Below are 14,977 nucleotides of genomic sequence, written 5' to 3' on the forward strand. Positions count from 1 at the left end.
GCCATCTCCTCCACGTGCGGCGGTGCACCTTCGTGCCCTCGATTGTGTGCAGCCGCCGGTTCCGTGAAGTGTCCGAATCCCGGACACCGGTGCTCAGCGGACCCGCAGCGCCCGCATCCGGTTGTAGAGCGTCGAGCGGCTGATGCCCAGCTGCTTCGCCGCCCGCACCTTGTTGCCGTCGCACGCGCGCAGCGTCCGGACGATCACGTCGTACTCCGCCTGCTCCCAGCCGCTCAGTGCCGCTCCCGGGGCCGTGTCCGCGCAGCCCAGGTCCGCGGCCGCCAGGTCGCCGGCCGAGCGGCGGTCGGCCGCGCTCGCCAGGACTCCCGCCAGCTCGCGCAGGTTGCCCGGCCACTGCTGGGACCCCAGCAGCTCCAGCGCCCCCGGCGTCAGCCGGAGCGAGCCGCGGAAATCGCGGAGCAGCGCACGGGCGATCGCCGGGATCTCGTCGCGGCGCTCGCGCAGCGGGGGCAGCTCGATCCGCCGGTGCACGCGGGCCGCCAGCGTCGCCTGCTCGCCGCGCAGCTCCGAAAACGGGCCGCTGAGCAGCGCGAACCACGCCGTCGACGTGTCCAGGAGCCGCGCCAGGCGGACCGCCGCGAGCGGGGGCAGCAACTGGATGCCGTCGATCACCAGCAAGCCCCGCGACGACGCCGCGGCCTCCACCCGCGCGCACCACTCGGCCGCTCCGGCGACGACGTCGGAGGCGTCGAACTCGTGCACCGGCTCGTCCCCGGCGACGACCCGGGCCGCCGTCGTCCGGCCGGCTCCCGGCTCGCCCGAGATCAGCACTCGCCGCCGGGCGCGGCCCGCGCTGCGGAGCCGCTCGTCGATCTGCGCGGGGAAGAGGCCGTGCGAGCTCGGCGGCGGCGACACGACCGGGCTCGACGTCCGCACCGGCGCCAGCTCGAACAGCAGACCGGCGCTCGCCGACACCGCTTCGACGCGCACCTCGACCGGTGTGCCCGACGTCAGCCGGAGGCGGCCGAGGCCGCGCTGCGTGCGGCCCAGCTCGCGCAGCAGCCGGTGGTCGGCGGTGTCGACCAGCTCGGTCGCCGCGGTGTTCGCCAGCACGACGTCCTGGCCGAGCGCCAGCACCGCGCACGCCCGGTGCTGCACCGACTGGAACGCGGCCAGCAGCTGCTGCTCGGCGAGCTTGGCGCCGTCGAGCAGCCGCCGTTCGATGTCGGCGACCGCGCGCCGCAGGAACGGCCCGAGCAACGGGTTCGCGTCGCCGGCCGGGCCGGTGATGTCGAGGACGCCGGCCAGCCGCCGCGTCGTCGGGTGCACGACGGGGTGGCCGTAGCAGGTGAACTGCTTCATGGCTTCGAGGAAGTGCTCGTCGCCGTCGACGGAGACGCCGCGGCGGGTCTCGAACGGCGTGGCGAGGGAGTTCGTCCCGGTCCGCTCCTCGAGGAACTGGCAGCCGGGCACCGCGCTGATGTTCTCCAGCGCCACCTCGACCGACCGCTCGGAGAACCGCCGGGCCACGATCCGGCACTCGTCGTCGGCGAGCACGACGCAGAACCGCGTGCCGGCGAGCTGCCGGGCCAGCTCGTCGAGCACCGGCGAGGCGGCTCGCAGGAGCCGGCTGCGGCTGTCGACGTCGGTGACGTCCAGCCGGTCGACCGACGACGCCGGCGAGAGCCCGGACAGCTCCGCCCGCCGCCATGACTGCGCGATCTCGGTCCGCAGGTCCACTCGCACTCCTCGCCGAGCCGATCGGTGTCCCCGGATTTCCATCATCACACGGCGCGCAAGCGCGGTGGACCTCTCCGATCGGGCAGGTGCCCGCCCGCTCCGTCCGGACGGTTCCCCCGCCCCGCCCGGACGGTTTCCGCGGCGAGCTGTTTCCCCGGTGCCGCACCGCAAATAGCGTCGGCCGGGCACCAGCCGCTCGCGAAGGGACGCACCATGCAGGTCGACGAACTGATCAAACCGTTCCCGCTCAAGGAGTTCCACCCGATGCCGCGGGCGCTGCTCGGTCCGGGCGCGCACGAGATGATCGGCCCGGAGGCCCTCAAGATGGGCATGAAGCAGCCGCTGGTGATGACCTCGGGGCTGCGCGGCACCGGCATCGTGCACAAGATCTTCGAGTCGCTGAAGTACCACGGCCTCGACCCGGTGCTCTACGACCAGGTCGAGTCCAACCCCAAGGACTACAACGTGATGGACTCCGTCGCGCTGTACCAGGAGAACGGCTGCGACGGCTTCGTCTCCATCGGCGGCGGCTCCTCGCACGACGCCTGCAAGGGCGCCCGGATCTCGGTCGCGCACGACGGGCGCAACATCAACGAGTTCGAGGGCTTCAACAAGAGCGAGAACCCCAAGAACCCGCCGCACATCGCGGTGTCCACGACGGCGGGCACCGGCTCCGAGACGTCGTGGGCCTACGTCATCACCGACACCACGACCGACCCGGACAACCCGCACAAGTACGTCGCCTTCGACGACGCGTCCGTCGTCACCCTCGCGGTCGACGACCCGGTGCTGTACTACGACTGCCCGTCGCACTTCACCGCCCAGTGCGGGTTCGACGTCCTCGCCCACGCGTCCGAACCGTACGTCTCCCGGCTGAACTTCATCCCGTCGCTGGGCAACGCGCTGTACTCGGCGGAGCTCGTCGGGCAGCACCTGCGGGCCGCGACCTGGCACGGCGACAACCTCGAAGCCCGCGAAGGCATGATGTACGCCCAGTACACCGCGGGGCAGGCGTTCAACTCCGGCGGCCTCGGCGTCATCCACTCGGTTTCGCACGCGGTGAGCGCGTTCTACGACACCCACCACGGCCTGAACAACGCCATCGCGCTGCCGCGGGTGTGGGCGTGGAACCTCCCCGTCGCCTACCAGCGCTACGCGAAGCTGGCCGGCGCGCTCGGCGTCGACACCACCGGCATGACCGAGGTGAAGGCCGCCGACGCGGCGGTCGCGGCCGCCATCCGGCTGCTGCGCGACGTCGGCATCCCGGAGAAGTTCACCGACGTCACGCCGGACACGCACCCGAAGAACCGGCTCGGCACCGGCCCGACGAAGTACTACGAGCAGGCGGCCGTGATCAAGGGCGACGACCACGACGTCGACCGCGTGTCCCACCACATCCTCGGCGACTCCTGCACGCCGGGGAACCCGAAGGAGACGACCTTCGAAACCGTCCGCCCGGTGGTCGACCACTGCTTCAACGGCGACCTGGACGACTTCCTCTCCTGAATCTCCGGAAAACCGGCCCGCGGGTGCTCGGGAGCACCCGCGGGTCCCGGCTTCGAAAGGGACACCCGTGACGAGTTTCGCTTCGGTCGACGACGTCGCCGCGCGGCTGGCCGAGGTCGGCTACCTCGCCGACCGGCGGCTGGCCACCACCGTGTTCCTGCAGGCCGAGCTGGGCAAGCCGGTGCTGCTGGAAGGCCCCGCCGGCGTCGGCAAGACCGAGCTGGCCAAGGCGCTGGCCGCGGCGACCGGGCGGCGGCTGCTGCGCCTGCAGTGCTACGAGGGCCAGGACGAGACCAAGGCCCTCTACGACTGGGACTACGGCAAGCAGATGCTCTACACGCAGCTGCTGCGGGAGAAGATCGGCCAGATCGTCGACGACGCGGCCGACCTGCGCGAGGCGGTCGACCGGATCGCCGCCCAGGACAGCGTCTTCTTCTCCGAGCGTTTCCTCGCCGCTCGGCCGCTGCTGGAAGCCGTGCGGTCGCCGGAGCCGGTCGTGCTGCTGGTCGACGAGGTCGACCGGGCCGACGAAGCCCTGGAGGCCGTGCTGCTGGAGATGCTCGCCGAGCAGCAGGTGTCGGTCCCCGAGCTGGGGACCTTCGTCGCCGAGCACCCGCCGTACGTCGTGCTGACGTCCAACAACACGCGCGACCTTTCCGCCGCGCTGAAGCGCCGCTGCCTGCACTTGTTCCTCGACTACCCGTCGGCGGCACGGGAGCTGGAGATCATCCGGAGCAAGAAGACCGGACTGGCCGACGCGCTCGCCGAGCACCTCGTCGACGTCGTCCGCGGGCTGCGGACGCTCGGCCTGCGCAAGCCGCCGAGCATCTCCGAGACCATCGACTGGGCCCGCACCCTGGCCGTCCTGGGTGCGACCGAACTGGAACCCGGCCTGCTGGAAGACACGATCTCGGTGGTCGCGAAGTACGACAAGGACGTCGAACGCGCGGCGGGCGCCCTGCCTCGGCTGGTCGCGGGGGAGCGGGTCGAGGCGGAGAACGAAGGCGCGGCGCTGCGCGGGGAGCGTGACCGCCCCGGGCGTCACGGACCTGGCTACTACGGCGAGAAGCAGGCGCCCGCCGACGAGCACGCGCGCGTGCGGCAGGTCAGCACCAGCCAGGGCTCGCGGTCGTTCACGGCGAACCTCGGCCGGCACCGGCGGGCGTGATGGAGGCGACCGTCCACCGCTTCGCGCGGCTGCTGCGGGCGAGCGGCGTCCGCGTCTCCGTGTCCGAGACGCTCGACGCCCTCGCCGGCGCCGCCGCGCCGGGAATCCTCGCCGAGCGCGGCCTGTTCCGTGAGGTGCTGCGGACGTCGCTGGTCAAGGACCACCGCGACGACGACCGGTTCGAGGAGCTCTTCGATGCCTTCTTCACCCTCGTCCGGTTCTCCGGCGAGCCGTCGCGGCGCCGGGCCCGGGACCTCGGCGAGTTCACGATCGCCGACGAGCTGGGCCAGCGCCCGCCACGCGCGGACATGGAGAGCCCGGACGCCGAGGCCGGCGACCTGTTCGACCGGTCGAAGCTGGTCGAGCGCCACAGCCCGCACCCCGAGCTGAACCCGATCGTCCTCGACAGCGACACCACCGACGAAGTCGTGTTCTCCCAGCAGGAAGTCGGCTCGCTGCCGGACTCGAACTCCGTCCGGCTCGACGTCGACCGGACGCACGGCGCCGACCCGGGCGCGGTGAGCGCCGCGCCGGGGACCCGGCTGGACACCGAGCTGAGCCTCACCGAGCAGGACGCGCTGCTCGGCTGGCTCGACGACGCCGCCGACCCAAGTGGCGACGAGGACGACGCCGCGGCCGTCCGGGCCCGCCTCGCCGGGGTCCTGGCCGGCCTGCCGGAAGCGCTGAAGCGCCACCTCGAGTACCTGATGACGCTGCAGCACACCGTGGAAGGGCGCCGCGTCGCACCGGTCGGCGAGCTCGGCGGCCGCGAGCAGGACCAGCTCGAAGCCGCTGTCCGACGCCTCGTGCGGAGCCTGCGCGGTGCCCCGACGCACCGGAAGCGCGAAGCGGCGCGCGGGCGCGTCGACTCGGCCCGGACGATGCGCCGGAACCTGCGCTACGACGGCGTCCCGTTCCGGCCGGTGACGGTCGCGAAGGCCGAGGACAAGCCGCGGCTGGTCGTGCTCGCCGACGTCAGCCTGTCGGTGCGCGCGACCGCCCGGTTCACGCTGCACCTGGTGCACCGGCTGCAGGGGATGTTCGGGCCGGTGCGGACTTTCGCGTTCGTCGCGGACCTGGCCGAGATCACCGGACTGTTCGGGCAGTACCACGTCGAGGAGGCGCTGGGGCTGGTGTTCGGCGGTGACGTCCTCGACATCGACGCGAACTCCGACTACGGGCGCGTCTTCGGCGCGTTCCTCGACGAGTACGGCTCGTCGGTCACCCGCCGCACGACCGTGCTGGTGCTCGGCGACGGCCGCGGCAACGGCAACGACCCGAACCTGCCGGCGTTCGAGGAGCTGACCCGCCGGGCCCGCGAGACGATCTGGCTGACGCAGGAGCCGCGCTACTCGTGGGGGCTCGGCCCGTGCGACCTGCCGGCGTACGCGGAGTTCTGCGACCGCGTCCGCGTGGTGCGCGACCTGTCCGGTTTGGACAGTGCGGCCACCGACTTCGCCAGGACCGGCCGATGACCGCGATCCTGGACCCGCTGGCCCCGGGCCACCGCGGCTGGTGGGAGAGCGGCGAGCTGCTGGTCTGCCACGAGGACGGCGTAGCGGTGCCGAACGCGCTGACCGCCCGCCTGGCGCCTTCGCACGTGACGTCGCATTTCCGGGTGTACTCGCTGGGGCGGCGGACGGTGGTGTCGCACCGCTACCGCGGTGACGAACTGGACGACGACCTGGCCGGCCACCTGGCGGCCGAGCTGGGGTTCCTCGCGGCGCACTTCGAGGAGCTCTTCACGGGGGTGGTGCGCACGACGGTCCACGACCCGCTGCTGGCGTGGACGGTGTTCTACGCGAACACGTTGGCGGCCTTGCGGCGCCCGGGTCCCGTGGGCGCGATCGCATCGTTCGCCCCGGTGCACTCGCGGGCATTGGAGCTGGTGCGCGGGCGTTCGGTGCTGGATCTGGGGTCCTGCTTCGGGTTTTTGCCGCTGCAGATGGCTTCCCGCGGGTTGCGGCCGATCGCGTCGGACATTTCACCTGGCTCGATGGGGCTGCTGTCCCGGGTGTCGTCGTGGTTCGGGACTCCGCTGCCGGTCCTGGCCTGCGACGCGGCCGCGGTCCCGCTGGCTTCGCACAGCGTCGACACGGTGACGGCGATCCACCTCCTGGAGCACGTGCCGCCGGAGCACGGAAGGGCGGTGCTGCGGGAGATGCTCAGGGTGGCGCGGCGCCGGGTGGTGGTGGCGGTCCCGTTCGAGCGCGAGCCGAACCCGGCGTTCGGCCACGTGCGGTGCTTCGACGCCGCGGCACTGCGCGAGTGGGGCCGGGCATCGGGGGTGCCGTTCACGGTCTTCGAGCACCACGGCGGCTGGCTGGTCCTCGACGTCGGTCGTGAGTGAGAAACAGTGTTCTAACCCTGTTTCTCACTCACGACCCCGGGCACGCTCAGATCAACGCCCGCTTCGAGGCCGCGTACACCGCTTCCGCCCGGCTGCCCACCTCGAGCTTCCGCATGATGTTCCCGACGTGGAACTTCGCCGTCGTGGGCGAGATGAACAGCTCGGCGCCGATCGCCTGGTTCGACAACCCCTGGGCCAGCAGCTTGAGCACCGTCAGCTCCCGGTCGGTCAGCCGCTGCACGTCCGGCTGGGGCCGCCCCGAGAGCGTCCGGACCACCGACGTCACGCTCCGCGAGTCGAACGCGCTCTCGCCGCGGGACACCGCCTTGATCGCGTTCGCCAGCGCCGTCGTGTCGACGTCTTTGACGACGTACCCGCGGGCGCCAGCCTGGACCGCCTCCATCACCAGGTGGTCTTCGAGGAACGTCGTCAGCACCAGCACCGCCAGCGCCGGGTACGCCGCCGTCAACGACCGGCACAGCACCAGACCCTCGGAGTCGGACGACATCGACAGCTTCAGGTCCAGCAGCACCACCGCCGGCCGGTGGGCGGCGATCACCGCCTGGGCTTCCGACGCCGTCGACGCTTCGCCCACGATGCGGAACAGCGGGTCGCGCTCCAGGACCGACCGCAGGCCCTGGCGCAGGATCGCGTGGTCGTCGACCAGCACGATCGTGATCGGCTCAGCCAAGGGGCACCCCCACCACGATCTTGACGCCGCCGATCCGCGACCGCCGCACCGAGAACGTGCCGCCCAGCTCGCGGGCGCGGGCGTCCATGTTGGCCAGGCCGCGGTGGGCGCCGTCGAGGTCGTGCCCGCCGGCCACCTGCAGCACCCGGCGCAGCACCTCGGGCTCGCCGCAGCCGTCGTCGGACACCGCCAGCACCACCTCGTCGGTGCGGTAGTTCAGCCGGATCAGCGCGCGACGCGCGTGGCCGTGCACCGCGCTGTTGAACAACGCCTCCCCGCAGATCCGGAACAGCGAGTGCTCGGCCGCGGCGGGCAGGTCGACCGGCTTGCCGCCGATCCGCAGCTCCACCACCAGCTCCGTCGGCAGGTGCACGCTGGTCAGCTGTTCCAGCAGCTCGGGCAGGCTGGTGTGCGGGCCGTCCCGGTCGTGGCTGAGCGCGTGGATGACCGACCGCAGCTGGTCGACCGCGCCGCGGGTGAGGTCCTTGGCGACGGTCAGCCGTTCCGCCGCCTCGCCGGTGGCCTCGGTCCGGCACAGCTCGACCTGCATGCCCGCCGACAGCACGGACTGGGTGACGCTGTCGTGCAGCTCGCGCGCGATCCGGTGCCGTTCCGAGTCGATCACCTCGCGCTGGCGGGCGGCCAGCAGCTCCTGCTGGGCGCGTTCGCTGCGCCGGTGCAGCGACGAGTTGTGCAGCGCGACCACGCTCTGGCTCGCCAGGATCCGCAGCACGGCCTCGTCGGTCGTGTCGATCTCGCGCCCGTGCGGCGCCCACAGCAGCAGCCCGCCGACGACCTCGCGGTCGAGCGTCACCGGCACGCGCAGGTGCCGGCCGGGCTGGCTGTCGGGCGCCTCGAAGTCGAGCCGGCCGGCGAGCATCCGGGTCAGGCAGCTGCGCACGTAGCCGGGCATCGGGTCCACAGTGGACAGCTGACGGCCGCCGGGCCCGATGATCGTGCACCGCGGCTCGGCCTCCGGCAGGACCGAGTCGGCGACGGCGAACAGCGCGTACTCCGCGTCGACGTGCTCGGCCGCCGTCCGGACGGTCGCGCGCAGCAGGTTGTCCTGCTGCTCCACGGACCGCACGAGCGTCCGCGAAATCCGGTCCAGCGCGTGGATCACGCCCTCGAGGCGCTCGATGGACGTCACGTACGCCGGGTAGAACGACCGCTTGCCCGAGCGGACGCCGGTCAGCTCGGCCAGGTACCCGGGCCGGTCGTGGTCGCCGAGCGGCGCGCGGGTCACAGGGCCGCCCGGAACAGGGCTTCGATCTCGGCCACGTCGGCCGTCCGCGGGTTGGTCGCCAGGCACGCGTCGTGCAGGGTGTTGCGCGCCAGCACGGGCACGTGGGCCGCGGTCACGCCGAGCTCGCCCAGCCCCTTCGGCACGCCGACGTCGTCGGCCAGTGCCCGTACCTGGTCGGCGACGGCGAGACCGGCCTCTTCCGGCGGCGTCCCGTCCGGCGCGAGCCCGAGGGCGCGGGCGATCGGCACGTACCGCTCGGGGTGCGCGCGGGCGTTGAACCGGACGACGTGGGGGAGCAGCACCCCGTTGATCACGCCGTGCGGCAGGTCGAGCAGCCCGCCGACCTGGTGGCTCATCGCGTGCGCGGCGCCGAGGATCGCGTTGGTGAACGCCAGTCCGGCCTCCAGGCTGGCCTGGGCCATCAGCATCCGGGGCGAGCGCTCGCCCCGCCGGTCGATGCTGCGCACGAGATTGCCGTGCACCAGGGCGATCGAGTTGAGCGCGTGATGGTCGGTGAGCGGGTTGTGCGCCTTCGACACGAACGCCTCGATGCCGTGCGTCAGCGCGTCGAGCCCGGTCGCCGCGGCCAGCCAGTCCGGCATCGTGGTGAGCAGCCGCGGGTCGGTCACCGAGACGTCGGGCACCAGGGTGCGGCCGATGATGGTGATCTTGGTGTTGTGCGTGGTGTCGGTGACGATGCAGAACTGCGAGACGTCGGCGCCGGTGCCCGCCGTCGACGGGATCATCACCATCGGCGGGATCGGCTGGCGGCTGCGGTCGACCCCTTCGAAGTCCAGGATGTCGCCGCCGTTGGCGGCCAGCAGCGCGACGCCCTTGGCCGCGTCGATCACCGAGCCGCCGCCGAGGCCCATGATGACGTCGCAGCCCGCCTCGGCGTAGCGCGCGTGCCCGGCCGCGATCTCGTGGTCCTTCGGGTTCGGCGTCGGGTCCGCCCAGACCGTCGGCGTCAGCCCGGCGGCACGCAGGTGCCCGATCAGCTCGTCGACCCACGGCGTCGTGAGCAGCCCGGCGTCGGTGACGAGCATCGGGCGTCGCGCGCCCAGCCGCGCGGCGACGTGGCCGGCTTCGGTGAGGGCACCGTCGCCGAACATGATCTCGGGGGCGTGGAACTTGGCGATGGCGAGCCCCTCGGGCTCGGCCGCCGGTGCCGCGGCGCTGTACAGGCCGGCGGGCTGGGTGAGGCCGGTGTCCGGCCAGGCGCCGCCGTCGTCGGCCACCCGGGAGGGCGAGGGCCGGCGAGTGAGGACCACGGGCACTCCCGATGACGCGTCGGCGATGACTTCCGGCCAGGCTACCTCGCCGTCCCGGCCCGCCGACCCGTCCGATCGGGTAGGTCGGCCCACTCCGGCAGCCGGACGCCGTGCAGGCCGCGGTAGGCCGCGCGCTCCGGTTCTCGCCAGCCTTCCAGCAGGTCGGGGCGGGGTTCGAAGACCTCGACGCCGATCGGGTGGCAGACGTCGATCGGGTCGCGGGCGCCCGGTCCCCAGAGCGGGACGGAGAGGTCGCCGCCCGGGCAGGTGGACAGCGCGCACAGCAGGTCGACCTCGGCGAAGAACTCGAAGTGGTCGCCCGGGCGCGCCGGGCAGGCCTTCATGAAGTACCGGTCTTCGTCGTTGAGACCGGTGCACTGGAAGACGTTCAGGACGTCGTGCACGTCGAACTCGGTCAGCCCGAACGGCGCGACCGCGCGCACGAGGTTCGAGTGGCAGTGGAAGTCGAAGTCCTCGCCGGTGAGCAGCCGGTTGACGTAGGGGTCGCAGCGGGTGCCGAGCAGGTCGTGCACGCGGCCGCCTTCGGAGTCCTCACCGTGGTCCTCGAGGGTGTCGGCGGTGATGGTCGCGAGCGGGCGGAGGAAGGGGAGCGTCGACCAGAGCCGGTCGAAGGTGCTGACGTGGGCGCGCTGGAGCTGCCGGGTGCGCGCGGCCCAGAGGCGCTCGCGGGGGTCGTCGGCGTGCCACAGGTTGAGGTCGCCGACCTGCGGGCCTTCGACGGTGCTGAGCCGGCAGAGGTGCCCTCGGGGGACCCGCCAGGCGCGGCCGGAGCGGACGGGGATTTCGAAGGACTCGGTGAGCCGCCGGCCTTCGTCCTGGGCGAGCCGCCGGTAGAACGGCCGGTCGACGTCGAGCGCGCGGCCTTGGTAGGCGGCTGGGGGCATCGGGGTCTCCCTCGTGCGGGTGCGGGTGCCGGCTCCAGCATGCCCGCAGTCACGCACGGTGGCGTTCGACCACTCGTTCGGCTGCTGGGGCGGCGACGGGTCGGGCTCTTACCGTCGAGGGAGTTGTTTTCCCGGGAGGAGTGACCGGCGGTGCTCGTGAGCTTCCAGCGCACCGGCGACGAGCGGCGCCTACCCGCCGCGGCGGCGCACCTGGTGGGATTGCTGCGTTCCTGGGGGCCGGGACCAGCACATTTGACGGGGTTGGCACTGGCTGGGATCACGCTGCCGAGCCGTCTCGGGCCTCGCTTCGTGGACGCGCTGGTGTTCACCCGGTCGGGGGTGGTGGTGATCGCGGCGCACTCACCGGGCCTGTCGCCGGGACCGGCGGAGCGAGCCGAGGCCGGAGTGGCGGCGGCAAAAGGGGCATTGGCGGCCCATGACGGCGGGCGGTATGTGACGGGGCTGGTCGCGGTGGTTCCGGAGGCGGGGTCGCCGGCGGTGGTGGCGGTGGCGGAGCGGCAGGACCGGGTGGCGGAGCCGGGCGAGGGCGGCTCGGTGGCGGGACAGCCGGCGGCTGCGGTGCCGGAGCATGACTCGGCAACGGGCTTGCCCGTGGCTGGGGCGGCTGCGGTGCCGGAACAGCAAGATCGGGTGGCCGAGCCGGGTGAGCGCGACGTCGCGGCGGGTCCGCCTGCGGCTGAGGTGGCTGCGGCCGAGGCGACCGCGGTGCCGGAGCAACGAGACCGGACAGCGGAGCCGGGCGAGAGTGGCGCGGTACCGGAGCAGCAAGACCGAGTGGCCGAGCCAGCCGAGCACAACTCGGCGCAGGGTCTGCCCGCCGCAGTCCCCGAGCCCCGAGAACCCCCGGCGGAGTCGCTTCTCCCGGGACCCGGTGAGCGGGACCCGGATTCGGTCTGGCGCGAGCCGGACCCGGACCACCACGCCCCCGACCCATTCTGGCCGGAAGCCTCCGTCCCCGGCGTCGCCGTCGTGCTCGCCGAGCCCCGGGGTCTTCGGCGGATCATCGGGCAGCACAACCGGTGGCGGACCGTCTGGTCGGCCGACGACGTCCTCGACGCCTGCTACGCCCTCTCCCTCGCCCACCTCGCCCCGCCGCGGGCCGCGCTGCTCGCCGATGGCTTTCCCGCGCGGCTCCCCACTCGATCCGCCCTCCCCGTACTGCCCGCCGTCGTGCCGCTGCCGCCCGATCCGCCCGCACCCGCCGTCGAAGAGGTGCCCGGGCCGCGGGTGCTGCCGAAGCGGGGGACGGCCGTCTTCCCCCGGCAGCGGCCGATCCGGGAGGTGCCGTGGGGCCTGCTCTTCGTGCTGGGCCTGCTCGTCACCGTGGGCGTGATCGCCGCCGTTTTCGTCGCACAGGTCTTCCACGGCTCGTGAGTTTCGCGCCAACTAGGCCATCTGCACCGTTTCCCCGCCGCGTCGCCTGGGCACCTCCCGGTAGACGTGAAAGGGGTTCACGATGCCGCGCACCCGAGCGCTCGTCCTGCTGGCCGTCCTCACGGGCGCGTCCCTCACCGGCTGCAAGGTGCCCGACGGACTCGCGTCCGGGTCCACCGGGGCCCAGCCCACCGGCACCGCCGCCGCGGCGCCGGTCGCGCCCGCCGAGGCGCGGGCCGAGCTGGCGAAGCTGAAGGTCGCCGTGCGCGGCACCATGGACGGCTACAGCCGCGACAAGTTCCCGCACTGGGACAAGGTCGAGGGCGCCTGCGACACCCGCGAACAGGTCCTCAAGCGCGACGGCAAGGACGTCACCACCGACGCGCAGTGCGCCGCGAAGTCCGGTACCTGGGTCAGCGCCTACGACGGCGAGACCTGGAAGAAGGCGTCCGATGTGGACATCGACCACATGGTGCCCCTCGGCCAGGCCTGGGTCAGCGGCGCGAAGTCGTGGACGCAGGAGCGCCGCGAGCAGTTCGCGAACGACCTGACCCGACCGCAGCTGCACGCCGTCACCGACAACCTCAACGAGCAGAAGAGCGACAAGGCCCCGGACCAGTGGAAACCGCCGCTGGTCTCCTACTGGTGCACCTACGCCACCGACTGGATCGTGGTCAAGAACGCCTACGCCCTCACGATCACCGTCCCGGAGAAGACGGCCCTCGAAAGCATGCTCGGGCACTGCTAGAACGAGCGCGCCGCGGCCACCGCCTGCCCGGCGTACGACCGTCCGAACAGGACGGTGTGCACGAGCAGCGGGAACAGCTGGTGCAGCCCGATCCGCCCGGCCCAGCCCTCGGCCAGTGGCGCGACCTCCTCGTACGCGCCCAGCACGCTGCCGAGGTGCGGGCAGCCGAACAGGTGCAGCATCGCCAGGTCCGTCTCGCGGTGCCCGCCGTGGGCGGCCGGGTCGATCAGCCACGCCTCGCGTCCGTCCCACAGGACGTTGCCGGTCCACAGGTCGCCGTGCAGCCGGGCCGGGGGTTCGGCCGACGCCGGGATGCGCTCGCACGCGCGCTCGAACAGCGTAACGTCGTCCGCGTCGAAGGTCCCCGCGTCGAACGCCCGCCGGACGTAGGGCAGCACGCGGTGCGACGCGTACCAGGCGGCCCAGTCCTCCCCGGGCACGTTCGCCATCGGCGCCCGGCCGATCCACGCGTCGGCGGGCCCGCCCGGGGGAGCCGCGCCGAACGCCGGCGCCCCGGCCGCGTGCAGCCGGGCCAGGCCCCGCCCGAGCCGTTCGGCCGCCGGCGCCGACGACCGGCCCGTGGTGACCCGGTCGACGACCAGCAGGTTCTCGTCGTGGCCGGCCACCGACGGCACCGGGACCGCCTCCGCCGAAGCCAGCCAGCGCAGGCCCGCCGCCTCGGCCGCGATCGCGCCCGGGCCGTGCCCGCGCTTGACCACGACCACGCGGCCGTCGTCGAGGACGGCTTCGCGGAGATCGCCCGCCATCGGACGCCACTCGGTGACGGAGTGCCCGGTGAGGCGGGCCATGGGCACGGTCATGTCCCGCACGCTACCGGCGCGCTACGGTGGGCCGGTGCAGGACTTCGAACGGGTGCTCGGCGAGCTGGCGGACGTCGAACGGTCCGAAGCACGCGACTACTCGTCGTTCAGCGTGCGCGGCAAGCGCTTCGGGTACTACTGGCCGCGGACGCGGACCCTCGGCCTGAAGCAGACGATCTCCGAGCAGCTGGCCCTGGTCTCCGAACGCCCGGACGTCTTCGAGGTGCAGTTCACCGCGGGCGGCTTCGGCTGGGTCGTGGTGTACCTCGACGGCGTCGAGCCCGACGAGGTCGCCGAGCTGATCTACGAGGCCTGGCGGCTCTCCGCCCCGGACGACCTCGTCGCCGAAGTGCCCTTCACCAGGATCGCCCGGGCGTAGAGCAGGTCGAACCCCTGCCGCTGCACGTTCTGGTGCGACTTCGACCCCGGCTGCGTGGTGACGACGGCGACGTCGCACCCGGCCGCGGTGGCCGCCGCGAGCCGGGCCCGCAGCAACGCCGTCTGCACGCCGCGGCGGCGGTGGGCCGGCACGGTCGCCGCGCCGGTGAACTGCGCGATCCCGTCGGTGACGCGGAAACTCGCGCCGCCGGCGAACTCGCCGTCGCGCCACGCGGCGTACCGCGTCACCCCGGCCATGTCCCGCATCGCGTTGACGACGGTCTCGCGCGGGAAGTCCTCGTGCGAAGGCAGGCCTTCGGTGTCGGCCACCGCGACGGCGTCGGCGACCTCGGACAGCCACCGCTCCAGCTCGTCGTCGCGGCTGAGCCGGACGTCGCCGGGGAAATCGGCGTCGTCGAGCCGCCGGCCCAGCACGTTCTCGAACGACTCGAGGCGGTAGCCGCGCTCGGTCAGGAACGCGCCGACCGAGGAGTCGGCGAGCTGGCACAGCTCGACCTGCACCGGCGCGCCCAGCTCGGCGAAAGCGGCTTCGACCTCGTCGAGCGCGTCCGGCAGGCCGTCGAAGCCGAGCCCGATGACCTTGTTGAACGGCGAGTCCGCCTCGGCGAAGCTGGCGACGCCACCGGCGAGCGGCCGCGCGAACCCGACCGCGTCACCCCGGCGTGCCCGCGCGGCGTCGCTGCTTTCCGCCGTCAGCCGCGCTTCGGCGCGTTCGATCCGCGCCGCCAGCGCGATGTCGCAGAAGAGTCGTTCCCCGCCCATGCGCCCAGCGTGCC

At 73.0% G+C, this 14,977-nt stretch carries 14 protein-coding genes; 7 read left to right on the forward strand and 7 right to left on the reverse strand.

From position 1 onward, the window contains the following. Positions 1–93 precede the first annotated feature (93 nt). Positions 94–1,701 carry a sigma-54-dependent Fis family transcriptional regulator gene (locus ACZ7OU_RS30905; protein WP_470257904.1) on the reverse strand — a complete coding sequence of 536 codons (1,608 nt, stop codon included), beginning with the start codon at positions 1,699–1,701 and terminating at the stop codon, positions 94–96. A 213-nt stretch (positions 1,702–1,914) separates the two neighbouring features. Between ACZ7OU_RS30905 and mdo the strand changes: the two genes are divergently transcribed. The 4 genes from mdo (at position 1,915) to mftM (ending at position 6,725) form a co-directional block, all read left to right on the forward strand. Beyond that, positions 1,915–3,207, forward strand: coding sequence for an NDMA-dependent methanol dehydrogenase (mdo, locus tag ACZ7OU_RS30910; RefSeq protein WP_470257905.1), 1,293 nt, complete (start codon positions 1,915–1,917; stop codon positions 3,205–3,207). 67 nt (positions 3,208–3,274) lie between these two features. Further along, entirely contained in the window at positions 3,275–4,375 is a 1,101-nt protein-coding gene (locus ACZ7OU_RS30915) for an AAA family ATPase (protein ID WP_470257906.1), read from the forward strand. Further along, the gene (locus ACZ7OU_RS30920) at positions 4,375–5,850 is read left to right on the forward strand and encodes a VWA domain-containing protein (protein WP_470257907.1); all 1,476 of its coding nucleotides are present in this window, start codon (positions 4,375–4,377) and stop codon (positions 5,848–5,850) included. Before ACZ7OU_RS30915 ends, ACZ7OU_RS30920 begins: the two co-directional genes overlap by 1 nt. After that, on the forward strand, positions 5,847–6,725 hold the full coding sequence (mftM, locus tag ACZ7OU_RS30925; protein ID WP_470257908.1) for a mycofactocin oligosaccharide methyltransferase MftM: 879 nt from the start codon (positions 5,847–5,849) through the stop codon (positions 6,723–6,725). Before ACZ7OU_RS30920 ends, mftM begins: the two co-directional genes overlap by 4 nt. Positions 6,726–6,771: 46 nt before the next feature. Here the strand turns inward: mftM and ACZ7OU_RS30930 are convergent, their stop codons facing one another. The 4 genes from ACZ7OU_RS30930 to ACZ7OU_RS30945 are packed head-to-tail and all read right to left on the reverse strand — an operon-like array spanning position 6,772 to position 10,838. After that, positions 6,772–7,416: a MadR family response regulator transcription factor gene (locus tag ACZ7OU_RS30930; protein ID WP_470243959.1), complete on the reverse strand. Its 645-nt coding sequence runs from the start codon at positions 7,414–7,416 to the stop codon at positions 6,772–6,774. Then, complete coding sequence (locus ACZ7OU_RS30935; RefSeq protein WP_470243960.1) at positions 7,409–8,662, reverse strand: sensor histidine kinase; 1,254 nt, start codon at positions 8,660–8,662, stop codon at positions 7,409–7,411. Before ACZ7OU_RS30935 ends, ACZ7OU_RS30930 begins: the two co-directional genes overlap by 8 nt. After that, a complete protein-coding gene (locus tag ACZ7OU_RS30940; RefSeq protein WP_470243961.1) occupies positions 8,659–9,933 on the reverse strand; it encodes an iron-containing alcohol dehydrogenase in 1,275 nt (424 codons plus the stop codon). The genes ACZ7OU_RS30935 and ACZ7OU_RS30940 overlap by 4 nt, the downstream gene beginning before the upstream one ends. Before the next feature lie 41 nt (positions 9,934–9,974). Further along, positions 9,975–10,838 carry an urea carboxylase-associated family protein gene (locus ACZ7OU_RS30945; RefSeq protein WP_470257909.1) on the reverse strand — a complete coding sequence of 288 codons (864 nt, stop codon included), beginning with the start codon at positions 10,836–10,838 and terminating at the stop codon, positions 9,975–9,977. 150 nt (positions 10,839–10,988) lie between these two features. On the opposite strand from ACZ7OU_RS30945, the gene ACZ7OU_RS30950 reads away from it, so the two are divergent. Both ACZ7OU_RS30950 and ACZ7OU_RS30955 read left to right on the forward strand, forming a co-directional pair. Further along, entirely contained in the window at positions 10,989–12,233 is a 1,245-nt protein-coding gene (locus ACZ7OU_RS30950) for a hypothetical protein (RefSeq protein WP_470257910.1), read from the forward strand. Between the two features lie 82 nt (positions 12,234–12,315). Continuing rightward, positions 12,316–12,981 (forward strand): HNH endonuclease family protein, encoded by a 666-nt coding sequence (locus ACZ7OU_RS30955; RefSeq protein WP_470257911.1) that lies wholly within the window; start codon positions 12,316–12,318, stop codon positions 12,979–12,981. Here the strand turns inward: ACZ7OU_RS30955 and ACZ7OU_RS30960 are convergent. After that, the gene (locus ACZ7OU_RS30960; protein WP_470257912.1) at positions 12,978–13,802 is read right to left on the reverse strand and encodes a fructosamine kinase family protein; all 825 of its coding nucleotides are present in this window, start codon (positions 13,800–13,802) and stop codon (positions 12,978–12,980) included. The genes ACZ7OU_RS30955 and ACZ7OU_RS30960 overlap by 4 nt on opposite strands. Here ACZ7OU_RS30960 and ACZ7OU_RS30965 point away from each other — a divergent pair. Then, positions 13,801–14,181, forward strand: a complete 381-nt coding sequence (locus ACZ7OU_RS30965) for an MmcQ/YjbR family DNA-binding protein (RefSeq protein ID WP_470243966.1) — start codon at positions 13,801–13,803, stop codon at positions 14,179–14,181. The genes ACZ7OU_RS30960 and ACZ7OU_RS30965 overlap by 2 nt on opposite strands. Here the strand turns inward: ACZ7OU_RS30965 and ACZ7OU_RS30970 are convergent. Next, the gene (locus tag ACZ7OU_RS30970) at positions 14,106–14,963 is read right to left on the reverse strand and encodes a GNAT family N-acetyltransferase (protein ID WP_470257913.1); all 858 of its coding nucleotides are present in this window, start codon (positions 14,961–14,963) and stop codon (positions 14,106–14,108) included. The two genes, ACZ7OU_RS30965 and ACZ7OU_RS30970, sit on opposite strands and share 76 nt — an antisense overlap. Positions 14,964–14,977 lie beyond the last annotated feature (14 nt).

It is taken from the genome of Amycolatopsis sp. NPDC114505, from assembly GCF_055633615.1.

Coding starts and splice junctions, on each gene's coding strand:
- mdo (WP_470257905.1), top strand. CDS start 1,915: ATGCAGGTCGACGAACTGATCAAACCGTTCCCGCTCAAGGAGTTCCAC.
- ACZ7OU_RS30920 (WP_470257907.1), top strand. CDS start 4,375: ATGGAGGCGACCGTCCACCGCTTCGCGCGGCTGCTGCGGGCGAGCGGC.
- mftM (WP_470257908.1), top strand. CDS start 5,847: ATGACCGCGATCCTGGACCCGCTGGCCCCGGGCCACCGCGGCTGGTGG.
- ACZ7OU_RS30945 (WP_470257909.1), bottom strand. CDS start 10,838: ATGCCCCCAGCCGCCTACCAAGGCCGCGCGCTCGACGTCGACCGGCCG.
- ACZ7OU_RS30955 (WP_470257911.1), top strand. CDS start 12,316: ATGCCGCGCACCCGAGCGCTCGTCCTGCTGGCCGTCCTCACGGGCGCG.
- ACZ7OU_RS30965 (WP_470243966.1), top strand. CDS start 13,801: ATGTCCCGCACGCTACCGGCGCGCTACGGTGGGCCGGTGCAGGACTTC.
- ACZ7OU_RS30960 (WP_470257912.1), bottom strand. CDS start 13,802: ATGACCGTGCCCATGGCCCGCCTCACCGGGCACTCCGTCACCGAGTGG.
- ACZ7OU_RS30970 (WP_470257913.1), bottom strand. CDS start 14,963: ATGGGCGGGGAACGACTCTTCTGCGACATCGCGCTGGCGGCGCGGATC.